This is a genomic window from Streptomyces inhibens, assembly GCF_003389455.1.
Lineage (GTDB): Bacteria > Actinomycetota > Actinomycetes > Streptomycetales > Streptomycetaceae > Streptomyces > Streptomyces inhibens.
In genome coordinates, this window is record NZ_QUAC01000153.1 from 1 (window position 1) to 13,074 (window position 13,074).

A 13,074-nucleotide genomic window follows, 5' to 3' on the forward strand; every position below is an offset into this window, starting at 1 on the left:
GCAGCGCTGCGGTGAGCGCGGCCGCGGCGGCGGTCAGGGCGACCGCGGCCGGCCGCCATCGGAATCCTCCACGCATGGCAGGCCCCCTTCGGTGGGTTACCTGTTGTCACCGGGTCAGCCAGGGAACTGGTTCGCCCATATGAACACAGTTCAGCTGAAGGTCCGTTGGAGCGTAGAGGCGGCCTGCCCGCGCCACAATGGCGCGGGCAGGATTCATACATGCGACCCGGCGCGGTGCGGCGGTTACTCCGCGCCGGACACCGCGTCGGCGAGCCGCTCGACCTGGTCCGGGTCCGGGGACCAGCAGTAGAGCATCACCTCGTCCGCGCCGATCGCCCGGTACGCGGCCACCGCCTCGCGGATCTGCGCCGGGGTGGTGAGCAGCCCCTTCACGACGTGTTCGGTGAAGTCGGCCGGCTGGTAGTACGCGCGCAGCTCCTGGCGGGCGCGGTCGAGGGTCGCCTCCGGACCGAGGGCCACATTGACCTGGGCCAGCAGCCGCGGCCGGCCCGTACGGCCGGCCAGGGACCAGGCCGTCTCCACCCGGCGGAACATCCCGTCCATCTGCCGGGGCGGCAGCGCGGCGCCCAGGAAGCCGTCGCCCCAGCGGGCGACGCGCTCCACCACGGCGGGCACGAAGCCGCCGAACAGCACCTCGGGCCCACCGGGCCGGGCGGGGGCGGGGCCGATCGGGCCGATGTCCTCGGAGAGCGGCTCACCGGACCAGATGTGCCGCAGGGTGGCCATCTGCTCATCCAGCCGGCGGCCGCGGGTGCGGACATCGACACCGGTGGCCAGGTAGTCGTCGACGCGTCCGCCGATGCCGATGCCGAGGGTGAAACGGGAGCCGGAGAGCAGATCGAGCGTGGCGGCCTGCTTGGCGAGGAGCGTGGTGCGGTGCAGCGGGGCGAGCAGCACCTCGGTCTGCAGCCGGATCCGGGAGGTGGCGCCGGCCAGGGTGGCCAGGGTGATCAGCGGCTCGGGGTTGCCGAACACCAGCCGGTCGAGCAGGGCGACGGTGGTGAACGGGGCGGCTTCGGCGCGCCGGGCCCAGCTCAGCAGCTGTGCGGGGTCGCCGATGGGAAGGCCAAGGCCTACGGACATGGAGAGTCCTCCAGAAGAGCATGTGGGCATGCGTGAGCACGGATTGTCGTGTCGCCCACTCGTTTGACCACGCGCGTGCCGTACGCGCGGGCTGCTCCCGTTCTGCGACGTCCTTCTGGAGAGCTGTCCTCAGAGTGCGGCCACCCTACGAGAACGGGATGCGCGCCCGCACCGCATTTATTTCTGCCCCGTACCCCGAAGGGCGCTCACCCCCGCCGCGCCGCCGCCACCGCCGGCGCCGACGACTGCGGCAGCAGCAGCGCGGGCCGCGGCGGCAGCCGAAGCTCCACCTCCACCCCGTCGGCGAAGCGGTACGGCCGGTGCGCCAGTACGCCCGCGAGATGGCGGCGCAGCCGGGACAGCTCGGCGCGCACCGTGACCGTACGGCTGCCGTCCCCGAACAGGTCCTGGGCGAGTTCGGCGGCGGTGCGGCCCTGCGGATGCGCGGCGAGCACGAACAGCAGCTCGGCATGGCGCGGGGTCAGCTCGTGCGACCAGCTGCCGGCCGGCCCGCTGACGGTGACCGTCGAGCCGTCGCGCCCGCTGACATCCAGCACCACCCGGCCCGGCCCCACGTCCCGCTCCGGCCGGCCGACGCGGATCAGCCAGCCGCCGGGCAGCGGCTCCAGGGTGCACATGCCGTACCGCGGCAGCCACAGCGGCCCGGCCGCGGGCGCCTTGGGCAGCGCCACCCGCTCCGGCGGGGTCATCCCCGTCACGCCCACGGTCCAGCCGCTCGGGTCGACGGCCAGCGCCCGTCCGCCGATCCGCGCCAGCACCGGCGCCGCGCTCGACCGCAGCCGCTCCAGGGACGCGTGATGGCGGGTACGCAGCTCGCCCTCCGCGAGCCGGGCGACCGCGGACACCAGCGAGAGCGTCGTGGGGTGGAAGGTGTGCGCCGGACCGCTGACGTCCACGGTGCCCAACAGACGCCCGTCGCGCGGGTCGTGGAGCGGTGCCGCCGCACAGGTCCACTGGTGGTGGCTGCGGACGAAATGCTCGGCGGAGTGCACCAGCACGGGGCGCCGGGCCACCAGGGCGGTGCCGATGGCGTTGGTGCCGACGACCTCCTCCGTCCAGTCGGCGCCCTTGTCGAAGCCGAGCCGGTCGGCCATCCGCCGGACCGGCGCACTGCCCTCCCGCCACAGCACCCGGCCCTCGGCATCGGTGACGACCATGATCTGCTGTGCGGCGTCGGCGGCCGCCAGCAGCCCCTCGTTGAGCACCGGCAGCACCGCCGTCAGCTGGGATTTCTGCCGACGGTGCTCCAACTCCGCCACGGACAGCAGGTGTTGGGGCTGATCGCGGTCCGGGTCCACGCCGGAGATCAGTACCCGGCGCCAGGATTCGCCGATGACCGCGCGTGGTGCGTCCAGCGGCGGGTCGGGCGGCGGCTCGCCCGACAGCGCGGCCTCGTGGGCCGTGGCGAGGCGACGGGTGGTCGCGCGGATGTCCCGGGCCGACCAGATGGCGCTGTCGATCGGTCTGTCGCTCACGCTGCTCTCCGTTGTGCCACTGTCGCCCGGTCGCTGCCCATCGTGCCGTCACCAGGCCGTCCTGGAGGCGCCATTGTCCAGATCGGCCGGGATGAACTGCAACGGACTGCAACCGTTGTGGCCTATGACGCGTACGGGGAATCTGGTGCGAGCGGCCGATGGCGTCTCGCCACCGCGGGCTCGCCGGTCACCCGTCGGAGTACCCGCCGGTTGTCGCCGGGGATTCCATCGGCCGCCGCGCGCGACATCGGCACGGTGTGGGAGGGGGCTCACCATGGTGGCCGCTGCTGCGCGTGTGGTGCTGATCGGAGCGAGCGAGGGGGTACGAATCGCGCGTGCCGCACGGCTCGCGGACCACTACGGGGTGCCCCGGCTGCCCGCGGTCGACGTCCTGATCAGACGTCAGCCGCTGCCTGTCGACGGCTATGTCATCGACAGCACCCCGCGCCTGCTGGACCGGGCGGCCGGCGTCGGCGGTCTGCTGCCCGCGCTCGCCTTCGCCGACCTCGTCGTGGTGCTGCGCGGGGAGGAGTGGACCGGCGCGGACGAGGCCTGCCGTGTGCTGCGCTACTACGAGGCGCGCGGGGTGCTGGTCACCTTCCTGCCGGACACACCGGACGGCGAGATCATCGTGGCCATCGACGCGGCGCTGCGCGGGCGCACCGTGCCGGACCCACCGGACCCGCCGGACCTGCCCTGGCGAACAGGCCCCAGCGGCCCCTGATACCGGGAGCGGCGCCGAGTCGGCGCGGCACCGCTCCCTGACCGGCGCGGCGGCGGTAACCCCCTGTCCCCGTCCCCTCGCGAGGCATTGGCCCGAGGCGACGGGGAGCCGCCGCCGCGCCGATGACCCCTCCGGGCCGGGGCCGCTGCCGCCGTCAGCCCTCCTCCACCACCGGCCGCGCCCGCGCCACGATCGCCGCAAGATCCAGCGTGTGCGGCAGCGTCCCGAACGCCGCGCCCGCGTCGCCGCCGAGACGGGAGGCGCAGAACGCGTCCGCGACCTCGGGCGGTGCGTGGCGCACCAGCAGCGAGCCCTGGAGCACCAGCGCCATCCGCTCCACCAGGCGCCGGGCCCGGGCCTCGATGCCCTCCAGATCGGCGAGTTCGGTGAGCATCCCCCGGATCGCGCGGTCCAGCCGGTGGTCCGCGCCGCGCGCCGTACCGATCTCGGTCAGAAAGGCGTTCAGCGCATCGGGTTCGCGGCGCAGGGCCCGCAGGACGTCCAGCGCCTGGACGTTGCCGGAGCCCTCCCAGATCGAGTTGAGCGGCGCCTCGCGCAGCAGCCGCGGCAGCCCCGACTCCTCGACATAGCCGTTGCCGCCCAGACACTCCAGCGCCTCGGCCACCGCCGGTGTGCACCGCTTGGTCACCCAGTACTTCGCCGTCGGGATGGCCAGCCGCAGAAAGTGCTGGTCCTGCTCGGTGCCGCCGTCGTACGCCGCCGCCAGCCGCAGCGCGAGCGTGGTCGCCGCCTCCGACTCCAGGGCCAGATCGGCCAGCACATTGCGCATCAGCGGCTTGTCGATCAGCCGGTCGCCGAACGCCTCCCGGTACGCGGCGTGGTGCAGCGCCTGGGTGACCGCCTGCCGCATCACCGCGGCCGACGCGCTGACACAGTCCAGCCGGGTCGCCGCGACCATCTCGATGATCGTCGCCACCCCGCGCCCCTCCTCGCCGACCCGGCGCGCCCAGCTCTGCCCGTCGAACTCGACCTCCGCCGAGGCGTTCGAGCGGTTGCCGAGCTTGTCCTTGAGCCGCTGGATACGGAAGGCGTTACGGCTGCCGTCCGGCAGCACCCGTGGCAGCAGAAAGCAGGTGAGCCCTCCGGGCGCCTGGGCCAGCACCAGGAAGGCGTCCGACATCGGCGCCGAACAGAACCACTTGTGCCCGGTCAGTACGTATTCGCCGGGTGCGGCCAGCGGCTCGGCGCGCGTCGTATTGGCCCGTACGTCGCTGCCGCCCTGTTTCTCCGTCATCGCCATGCCCGCCAGCGCACCCCCCTTCTCGGCGACCGGCCGCAGCTCCCGCTTGTAGATCCGCGAGGTCAGCAGCGGCTCCCACTCGGCCGCCAGCTCCGGCTCGGCGCGCAGCGCGGGCACCGCCGCATGGGTCATCGACAGCGGGCAGCCGTGCCCCGCCTCGGCCTGGGTCCATACGAGGAAGCCGGCGGTACGGCGGACATGGCCGTCCGGCCGGGACCAGGCGTCGGTCAGGCCGGCCGAGACGGCGTGCCCGAGGAGCCGGTGCCAGGCTGGGTGGAACTCCACCTCGTCGATGCGATGGCCGTAGCGGTCGTGGGTGCGCAGGACCGGTGGATGCGTATTCGCCTGCTCGCCCCAGCGCTGGGCGTGCGCCGAGCCGGCCGCCTGCCCCAGCCTGCCCAATTCCTCCCGTACCTCGTCGAGACGGATGTCGGCGACATACCGCGTGATGCCTTCGGTGAGTGCCGGGTCGCCGGCGAAGACGTCGTATCCGACCAGCGGCGGGGGCTGGTTCGTGACCGTGTGAGTGGTGGCTGCCATGCCAGATACGGTAAGGAGGTGCAGCCGGCAAACGAATCAACCGAGCGCGCGGGCCGTCTGACCAGGGCCCGCGTCCTCTACCGCAATGTTTCCAAGCGTCGGCTGGCCTGGCTGCTGCTCAAGGACATCGTCAACTCCTGCATGCGCTACCGCGTCACCGGTCTGGCCGCGGAGGCGGCGTTCTGGTGTCTGCTGTCGCTGCCGCCGCTGATCCTCGGACTGCTCGGTGCGCTGGGCTATACGGACGCCTGGATCGGGCACGACACCATCGACAGAGTGCGGCAGCACATCCTCGGCGCCGCCGGCACCGTGCTGTCCGAAAAGGGCGTGGCCGAGATCGCCCGGCCGCTGCTGAACGATGTGTTCACCGGCCGCCGCCCGGACGTCATCTCCATCGGCTTCGCCATCGCCCTGTGGTCCGGTTCCCGGGCGATGAACGTCTTNCATCGCCCTGTGGTCCGGTTCCCGGGCGATGAACGTCTTTGTCGACACCATCACGATCATGTACGGCCTCGACGGGCGGCGCGGCATCGTCAAGACGCGGCTGCTGTCGTTCGCGCTGTACCTGGCCGCGCTGGTCGTCGGTGCCGTCGCGCTGCCGCTGATGGTGGCCGGCCCCGACACCGTCGTGAGCTGGCTGCCGGGCAGCGAGCACATCATCCGGGCGCTGTACTGGCCGGTCGTCCTGATTTTGTCGGTCGCCTTCCTGACCACGCTCTACCACGTGTCGGTGCCCGTCCGTTCGCCCTGGCCGGAGGACATTCCCGGCGCGGTGGTCGCGCTCGGCATCTGGGTGCTCGGCAGCTTTCTGCTGCGGCTCTATCTCACTTCGACGGTCGAGGGGCCCACGATCTACGGCTCGTTGGCGGCGCCGGTCGCCGTACTGCTGTGGATCGGGGTGTCCGCCTTCGCGGTGCTGGTCGGGGCCGCGATGAATGCCTCGCTCGACCGGGTGTGGCCGTCGGTCGCCACCGCCGCGGCGCGCGAGGAGATCGCCCGGCGGTCGCGGGCGAAGGCGGGCGCCGGCGAGGAGGGCGACGCCTCGGCGGACGGCGATGAGCGCGGCGAGGGCGACGGCCGCGGCGACGCCCGTGGCGACGGCGATGGCCACGGCGCCGGCGGCAAGCGCGACGACTGAAGACGCGCGCAAACCATTGACAGCCTCGGGACTCGGGCAGATGATCCTGCCGTCCACTTCGCGAACGAAAGTTCACCAGGCGAACTTCAGCTGGGCGCCATGCGCACCCGGTGCCGGATCGGCACTCCGCGAATCGTGAATCCGAGGTCCCCATGTCCAACCCCGGTTCTCCGCCCGCCCCCGGCGCGGCCGCCGCCCCCGGCCGCCGCCATACCTTCCGCTCCGTCGCACCCGTCCTGGCGCTGTGCTGGCTGGCCGTCTTCTTCGACGGCATGGACGTCAACGTCTACGGCGCCGTCATGCCGCACATGCTCGACGACCCCGGCCTCGGCCTCACCCCGGGCACCGCCGGCACGATCGGCAGCTGGACCACCTTCGGCATGCTGATCGGCGCCCTCGGCACCGGCACCCTCACCGACTGGCTGGGCCGCCGCCCGGTCCTGGTCACCAGCGTGCTGCTGTTCTCCGCCGGGTCCGCGGTCTGCGCGCTGTCCGGCTCACCCGGGCCGTTCGGCGCCGGACGGTTCCTCGCCGGCCTCGGCCTCGGCGGTCTGATGCCCATCTGCCTGTCGATGGTGATGGAGTTCGCCCCGCCGCGCCGGGCCGCGCTGGCCACCGGGCTGCTGATGACCTCGTATCACGCGGGCGGCATGTTCGCCACGGGCCTGGGCCTCACGCTCGCCCCCGCGTTCGGCTGGCGCTGGGTCTTCTGGGCCGGTGTGCTGCCCGCGGTGGTCGCCGCCCCGCTGCTGCTGCGGCTGCTGCCGGAATCCCCGGGCGTGCTGCTCGCCAAGGGCCGTACCGCCGAGGCCGCCGCGGTCGCCGACCGCTACGCCATGGCCCGCCCGGTACCCGCCGACGCGCCGACCCAGGGCGCCAAGGGGCGGCTGGCCGCGGTCCTCGCCCTCTTCCGCCCCGGCGCACGCTGGGCGACCCCGCTCCTGTGGCTCGCCTCGTTCTGCGGTCTGCTCCTGGTCTACGGCGTCAGCACCTGGCTGCCGCAGATGATGCGCGCCTCCGGATACGGCCTCACGTCCTCGGTCAGCTTCCTGCTCATCATCAACGCGGGCGGCATCGTCGGCATGCTGATCGCCGGCCGCACCGCCGACCGCTACGGCCCGGTCAAGGTCTCCGCCCTCTGGTTCCTGCTCACCGCCGCCGGCGCGCTGCTCCTGGGCACGCATCTGCCGCTCGCCCTCACCTACGTCGTCGTCGCCGTCACCGGTGTCTGGCTCTTCAGCGCCCAGGTGATGGTCTACGCCGCCGCCGACCGCGTCTATCCGGCCGCCGAACGCGCCACCGGCATCGGCTGGGTGACCGGCATCGGCCGCACCGGCGCGGTGGTCGGCCCCTGGCTCGGCGGCACCCTCGCCGCCGGTGGCAACGACCAACTCGGCTTCACCGCCTTCGCGTTGGCCGGTCTGCTGGGCGCGCTCGCCATCGGCCTGGTCCCGCTCGCACGCCGCATCGGCCGTCCGGCCCCCGCGGCACCGGCGCCGGTCGGCGCCGAGTCATGAGCGTTCACAGCGCCGGAATCCGGGCGTACCGCCCCGCGACATACAGGTCGGCCTCGATGGCGGCGGCGGTGGCGCGGAGGGCGGGGAGGAGGGTCTCGCGGGCCTCGTCGGGGCTGCAACGGCCCGCGTGGGTGGAGACGTTGACGGCGGAGACCACCCGGCCGGTGCGGTCGTGCACGGGGACGGCGAGGGAGCGCAGGCCCTCCTCCAGTTCCTCGTCGACCAGGGCGTAGCCGTCGGCGCGCACCCCTTCCACGAGGGCGATCAGGCGGTCGGGGTCGGTCACCGTGTGCCGGGTGAGCGGCCTCAGGTCGGTGAGGGCGAGTCGGGCGGACAGCTCGGCCGGGGGCAGACCGGCGAGCAGGACCCGGCCCATCGAGGTGGGGTACGCGGGGAAGCGGGTGCCCAGGGTGATGTTGACGCTCATGATCCGTACGGTGGGGACCCGTGCGACGTACTGGATGTCGTCGCCGGAGAGGATCGCCATCGAGGCGGAGTCGTGCACCCGCTCGACCAGCGTGGCCAGATGGGGCTGCGCGATGGCGGGCAGCGTCAGGCCGGAGAGGTGCGCGAAGCCCAGCTCCAGCACCTTCGGCGTCAGGCGGAAGAGTTTGCCGTCGGTGGCGATATAGCCCAGGTGTTCCAGGGTGATCAGGGCCCGGCGGGCGGTGGCGCGGGCCAGTCCGGTGGCCTCCGCCACGGCGGTGAGCGGGAGTTCGGCGCGGCCGGCGCCGAAGGCGGTGAGGGTGATCAGCCCGCGGGCCAACGATTCGACGAACTCGGGGCCCAGCTCCTGCTTCGACGCCCGCATCCAGCCGGCATGGGCGGGGTGGGCCGGGCCCGGGGCCGCATCGGAGGCGGTGGTGGCGGCGGGCGGTCCGTCCTGGGGTGCGCTGAGGGCGTACTCCATGGCGGAGACCGTCTCGCGGAGCCGGGGGAGTACCGCGTCCGGCAGTTCGGCCGCGCTCAGCCGGCTGGTGTGGCTGACGACGCTGAGCGCACAGACCGTGCGCCCGGAAGCGTCCCGGACCGGCACGGCCACCGCGACCAGGCCCGGCTCGATGAGCTGGTCGTCCAGCGACCAGCCGGCGGTGCGCGCGGCGGCCACCCGGGCTTCGAAGTCGGCGGCCGAGGTGTCAGCAGCCGACGCGTCGTGGGCCGCGGTGTCACGGGTCGAGGTGCCACGGGTCGAGGTGTCAGGGGTCCGGTGGGCGAGGGGCCGGTCGGCGGCGGGGCGTGGTGGTACGGCGGGGAATCCGGCGTCCGTGGGGTCGGCCGCGCGGCGCAGCCGCCAGCGCTGCCAGTCCGCCGCGTCCCACCGGTCCGCGAACAGCGCGCCCGGCGCGCCCCGCTCGGCGGGCAGCAGATCGCCGATGCGGAAGGCGAGCGACATGGCGCGGCGGCGGGTCGCCTGATGGACGAAGCGCACGCCGTCGCCGTCCGGTACCGCGAGCGAGACCGACTCGTCGAGCTCGTCGGCCAGCCGGTCGGCGAGCGGGCCGAGCCGGTCGGGGAGTTCGGAGGCGGCGAGATAGGCGTTGCCGAGCTCCAGCAGGCGCGGTGCGAGCACCGCGTCCCGGCCCTCGATCCGTACGTAGCCGAGCCGGGCGAGGGTGCTCAGCACGCGGTCCACCGTGGAGCGGGCGAGGCCGGTGAGGCGTACCAGGTCGCCGACGGACTGCCGGCCGCCGCCGACCGCCAGCTCCCGCAGCACGGACAGGCTGCGCATCAGCGGCCCCACCGCTTCCGGTGGTGGCGGAGTCGGCGATGACGGGGCGGTGGGGGCGGAACGGGTCATGGCCTCTCCATCGTGCGGCGATCTCGTCGGAACCGTACCCGGCGGACCGTTGACAGGGCCGGGGACGGGGTCCAAACTCAAGGCAGTTCGATTATGAACTTAAGTTCACTGTGCGAACAACTCGACGTGTTGCACCGGTTGACCTAGTTGAACGAGATGGTGCGGGGCGGTCCGCGGGACCACGCCCCGGTACGACCCGAGGGCGAGGACATGGCCGACATCCGTTCCCTGCACGATGCCGTCGCGGAGCTGATCCATGACGGAGACACCGTGGCGCTGGAGGGGTTCACCCACCTCATCCCGTTCGCCGCGGCGCACGAGATCATCCGTCAGGGCGTCAAGGGCCTCACGCTCGCCCGGATGACCCCGGACGTGGTCTACGACCAGCTGATCGGCGCGGGTACGGCGCGCAAGCTGGTCTTCTCCTGGGGCGGCAACCCGGGCGTCGGCTCGCTGCACCGCTTCCGGGACGCGGTCGAGAACGGCTGGCCGGCCCCGCTGGAGACCGACGAACACAGCCACGCCGGGATGGCCAACCGCTATGCCGCCGGCGCCGCCAAGCTCCCGTTCGCGGTGCTGCGCGGCTACCGCGGCAGCGACATCCCGGCCCGTACGCCCACGGTCTCCACCGTCACCTGCCCGTTCACCGGCGAGGAGCTGGCCGCCGTCGCCGCCCTCAACCCGGATGTCACGGTCATCCATGCGCAGCAGGCCGACAAGGCCGGCAATGTCCAGCTGTGGGGCCTGACCGGTGTGCAGAAGGAAGCGGCGCTGGCCGCCCGCCGCGTCCTGGTCACCGTCGAGGAGCTCGTCGACACCCTGGAGCCGCGTCCCGGCGGCGTCGTCCTGCCCACATGGGTCGTCGATGCGGTCGCGGTCGTCCCGGGCGGCGCCCATCCGTCGTACGCGGCCGGGTATTCGGTCCGTGACAACGCCTTCTACCGGGAGTGGGACGGCATTTCGCGGGACCGGGCGGCGTTCGGGCGATGGCTTGAGGAGAGCGTGGGCCGGGTGCGGGGGGAGGAGCGGCGGGCGATCATCCCGGCGGCGGCAGCCGGCGAGGTGGCCCCGGCGGCGGAAGCGGCTGCGGTGTCCGGCGTACGAGCCCCTGTCCGCGCCGGGGCAGCCACCCGAGCTCCTGCCCCCGCCAAGGCGGCCACCGCGGCGCCCGTCCCCGCCACCCCGGCGCCCCTCCCCACCAAGGCCGCCTCCCAGGTGCCCCGCCCCGTCCCCGACTGCACCCCCGACGAGCTGATGGAGGTCAACGCCGCCCGCGCGCTGGCCGGCGCGCGGACCTGTTTCGTCGGTATCGGGCTGCCCAGTACGGCCGCCAACCTCGCCCGCCGCACCGTCAATCCGGACCTGGTGCTCATCTACGAGTCCGGCACCATCGGCTCCAAGCCGACCCGGCTGCCGCTCTCCATCGGGGACGGCGAACTGGCCGACACCGCCGACTCGGTGGTGTCGGTGCCGGAGATGTTCAACTACTGGCTGCAGGGCGGCCGGATCGACGTCGGCTTCCTCGGTGCCGCGCAGGTCGACCGGTTCGCCAACATCAACACCACCGTCGTCCGGCGCGGCCCCGGCAGGCCCGAGGGGCGACTGCCCGGCGCGGGCGGTGCCCCCGAGATCGCCGCCAACTGCGGGCAGGTGCTGATGGTCCTCCGGCACAGCCGCCGTAACTTCGTCGGCGCGCTGGACTTTGTGACCACCCTCGGCCACGGCAGCGGTCCCCGGGACCGCGCGGCGCTCGGGCTGCCCGGCGCCGGCCCGACCGCGGTCATCACCGACCTCGGGGTGCTGCGCCCCGACCCGGTCACCGCGGAGCTCGTCCTCACCGATCTGCACCCGGGGGTGACGGTCGAGCAGGTGCGGCAGGCCACCGGCTGGGACCTCAAGGAGGCCCCCCGGATCGGCGTCACGGCCCCGCCCACCGATGCCGAACTCGCCGCCCTGCGCGCCCTGAAGGCGGCAACCACCCCCGAGACCAGTACCTCCAAGGCCGCAACCCCCGACGCCCCCGACGCCCCCGACACCGCTACCCCCGACACCGCTACCCCCGACACCGCAACGCCCGACGCCCACGGCTCCCGGAAGGACGCCTCATGATCACCGACCGCCCCCGGGACGTCTACATCGTCGACGCCGTCCGCACCCCCATCGGCAAATACGGCGGTGCGCTGTCCGGCGTCCGCCCCGACGACCTCGCCGCACATGTCGTCAAGGCCCTCGTGGACCGCGCGCCGGGGCTGGATCCGGCCACCATCGACGATGTCTACCTGGGCAACGCCAACGGCGCGGGCGAGGAGAACCGCGATGTGGCCCGGATGGCGGTGCTGCTCGCCGGGCTGCCGGTGACCGTGCCCGGCGTCACCGTCAACCGCCTCTGCGGCTCCGGCATGGAGGCCGTCATCCAGGCGGCCAGGGCCGTCGCGCTCGGCGATGCCTCGGTGGCCGTCGCCGGCGGGGTGGAGTCGATGAGCCGCGCGCCCTGGGTGCTGCCCAAGCCCGAACGGGCCTTTCCCGCAGGGCCGCAGACCCTGCACTCCACCACCCTGGGCTGGCGGCTGACCAACCCCAAGATGCCCGACGAGTGGACCGTCGCCCTCGGCGAGGGCGCGGAGCTGATCGCCGACCGGTACGGCATCACCCGTGAACAGCAGGACGCCTATGCGCTGGCCAGCCATGAGAAGGCGGCACGAGCCTGGAAGGACGGTGCCTTCGACGCGGAGGTGGTGCCGTACGGCGACGGGGCGACCGCCCCGGACGGCGCCGGTGAAGCGACCCCGGTGCGCGACGAATGCATCCGTGAGGACACCTCCCTCCAGGCCCTGGGGAAGCTGCGGCCGGTCTTCCGCAAGGCGAGCGAAGAGAGACGGGAGTCCCCTGGGCCGAAGGCGGGGGGAGGCACCGTCACCGCCGGCAACTCCTCGCCGCTCAACGACGGTGCGGCCGCGCTGCTCCTGATGGATGAGCGGGGGCTGCGCGCCTCGGGATGCGAACCGCTCGCCCGGATCCGCAGCAGCGCGGTCACCGGCATCGAGCCGCAGTACTTCGGGCTCGGTCCGGTCCAGGCGGCCCAACTGGCCCTGGAAAAGGCCGGCCGCCGCTTCGACGCGCTGCACACCGTCGAGCTGAACGAGGCGTTCGCCGCCCAGGCGCTCGGCTGCCTGGCCGGCTGGCCCGACCTCGACCCCGGCATCGTCAACCCGTACGGCGGTGCCATCGCCCTCGGCCACCCGCTCGGCGCCTCCGGGGCTCGGATAACCGGTGCGGTCGCCCACCAACTGGCGGCCGCCGGGTCCGGTACGGGGCTGGCGACGCTGTGCATCGGCGTGGGGCAGGGGCTCGCCGTGGTGCTGGAGAGGTAGCACCACACCTCTGCCGGCCACCGCCCGTATGCCGGCCACAGCCCGACCGCCGACCGCCGACCGCCGACCGCCGACCGCCGACCGCCGACCGCCGACCGCCGACCGCCGACCGCCGACCGCCGACC

8 protein-coding genes and 3 pseudogenes are annotated in these 13,074 nt (G+C 73.5%); 7 read left to right on the forward strand and 4 right to left on the reverse strand.

What is annotated here, in order from left to right:
* Window positions 1–243 precede the first annotated feature (243 nt).
* Together DY245_RS19755 and DY245_RS19760 are read right to left on the reverse strand one after the other, a co-directional pair.
* Window positions 244–1,104, reverse strand: coding sequence for an LLM class flavin-dependent oxidoreductase (locus DY245_RS19755; protein WP_128508583.1), 861 nt, complete (start codon window positions 1,102–1,104; stop codon window positions 244–246).
* A 206-nt stretch (window positions 1,105–1,310) separates the two neighbouring features.
* On the reverse strand, window positions 1,311–2,600 hold the full coding sequence (locus DY245_RS19760) for a helix-turn-helix domain-containing protein (RefSeq protein WP_128508584.1): 1,290 nt from the start codon (window positions 2,598–2,600) through the stop codon (window positions 1,311–1,313).
* A gap of 274 nt (window positions 2,601–2,874) precedes the next feature.
* Here DY245_RS19760 and DY245_RS19765 point away from each other — a divergent pair, with 274 nt between their 5' ends.
* The gene (locus DY245_RS19765) at window positions 2,875–3,324 is read left to right on the forward strand and encodes a hypothetical protein (RefSeq protein ID WP_128508585.1); all 450 of its coding nucleotides are present in this window, start codon (window positions 2,875–2,877) and stop codon (window positions 3,322–3,324) included.
* A gap of 154 nt (window positions 3,325–3,478) precedes the next feature.
* Here DY245_RS19765 and DY245_RS19770 read toward each other — a convergent pair whose 3' ends face one another.
* Entirely contained in the window at window positions 3,479–5,125 is a 1,647-nt protein-coding gene (locus tag DY245_RS19770; protein ID WP_128508586.1) for an acyl-CoA dehydrogenase family protein, read from the reverse strand.
* Between the two features lie 18 nt (window positions 5,126–5,143).
* Between DY245_RS19770 and DY245_RS46455 the strand changes: the two are divergent.
* From DY245_RS46455 to DY245_RS19780, 3 genes and pseudogenes are all read left to right on the forward strand, one after another.
* Window positions 5,144–5,568: pseudogene (locus tag DY245_RS46455) on the forward strand (YhjD/YihY/BrkB family envelope integrity protein); the annotation flags it as partial.
* A 1-nt stretch (window position 5,569) separates the two neighbouring features.
* Window positions 5,570–6,263: pseudogene (locus tag DY245_RS46460) on the forward strand (YihY/virulence factor BrkB family protein); the annotation flags it as partial.
* Between the two features lie 152 nt (window positions 6,264–6,415).
* Window positions 6,416–7,780 (forward strand): MFS transporter, encoded by a 1,365-nt coding sequence (locus tag DY245_RS19780; RefSeq protein ID WP_128508587.1) that lies wholly within the window; start codon window positions 6,416–6,418, stop codon window positions 7,778–7,780.
* Between the two features lie 4 nt (window positions 7,781–7,784).
* Here the strand turns inward: DY245_RS19780 and DY245_RS19785 are convergent, their stop codons facing one another.
* Window positions 7,785–9,578, reverse strand: coding sequence for an IclR family transcriptional regulator domain-containing protein (locus tag DY245_RS19785; protein WP_128508588.1), 1,794 nt, complete (start codon window positions 9,576–9,578; stop codon window positions 7,785–7,787).
* 210 nt (window positions 9,579–9,788) lie between these two features.
* Here DY245_RS19785 and DY245_RS19790 point away from each other — a divergent pair.
* The 3 genes and pseudogenes from DY245_RS19790 to DY245_RS19800 all read left to right on the forward strand — a co-directional run.
* Window positions 9,789–10,583: pseudogene (locus tag DY245_RS19790) on the forward strand (CoA transferase subunit A); the annotation flags it as partial.
* A gap of 249 nt (window positions 10,584–10,832) precedes the next feature.
* Window positions 10,833–11,687, forward strand: coding sequence for a CoA-transferase subunit beta (locus DY245_RS19795; protein ID WP_128508590.1), 855 nt, complete (start codon window positions 10,833–10,835; stop codon window positions 11,685–11,687).
* On the forward strand, window positions 11,684–12,949 hold the full coding sequence (locus DY245_RS19800) for a thiolase family protein (protein WP_128508589.1): 1,266 nt from the start codon (window positions 11,684–11,686) through the stop codon (window positions 12,947–12,949). The genes DY245_RS19795 and DY245_RS19800 overlap by 4 nt, the downstream gene beginning before the upstream one ends.
* Window positions 12,950–13,074 lie beyond the last annotated feature (125 nt).

Excerpts from the sequence above, each read along its gene's own strand:
- DY245_RS19795 (WP_128508590.1), top strand. The coding sequence starts at position 10,833 with ATGGAGGTCAACGCCGCCCGCGCGCTGGCCGGCGCGCGGACCTGTTTC.
- DY245_RS19800 (WP_128508589.1), top strand. The coding sequence starts at position 11,684 with ATGATCACCGACCGCCCCCGGGACGTCTACATCGTCGACGCCGTCCGC.
- DY245_RS19755 (WP_128508583.1), bottom strand. The coding sequence starts at position 1,104 with ATGTCCGTAGGCCTTGGCCTTCCCATCGGCGACCCCGCACAGCTGCTG.
- DY245_RS19765 (WP_128508585.1), top strand. The coding sequence starts at position 2,875 with ATGGTGGCCGCTGCTGCGCGTGTGGTGCTGATCGGAGCGAGCGAGGGG.
- DY245_RS19785 (WP_128508588.1), bottom strand. The coding sequence starts at position 9,578 with ATGACCCGTTCCGCCCCCACCGCCCCGTCATCGCCGACTCCGCCACCA.
- DY245_RS19780 (WP_128508587.1), top strand. The coding sequence starts at position 6,416 with ATGTCCAACCCCGGTTCTCCGCCCGCCCCCGGCGCGGCCGCCGCCCCC.
- DY245_RS19770 (WP_128508586.1), bottom strand. The coding sequence starts at position 5,125 with ATGGCAGCCACCACTCACACGGTCACGAACCAGCCCCCGCCGCTGGTC.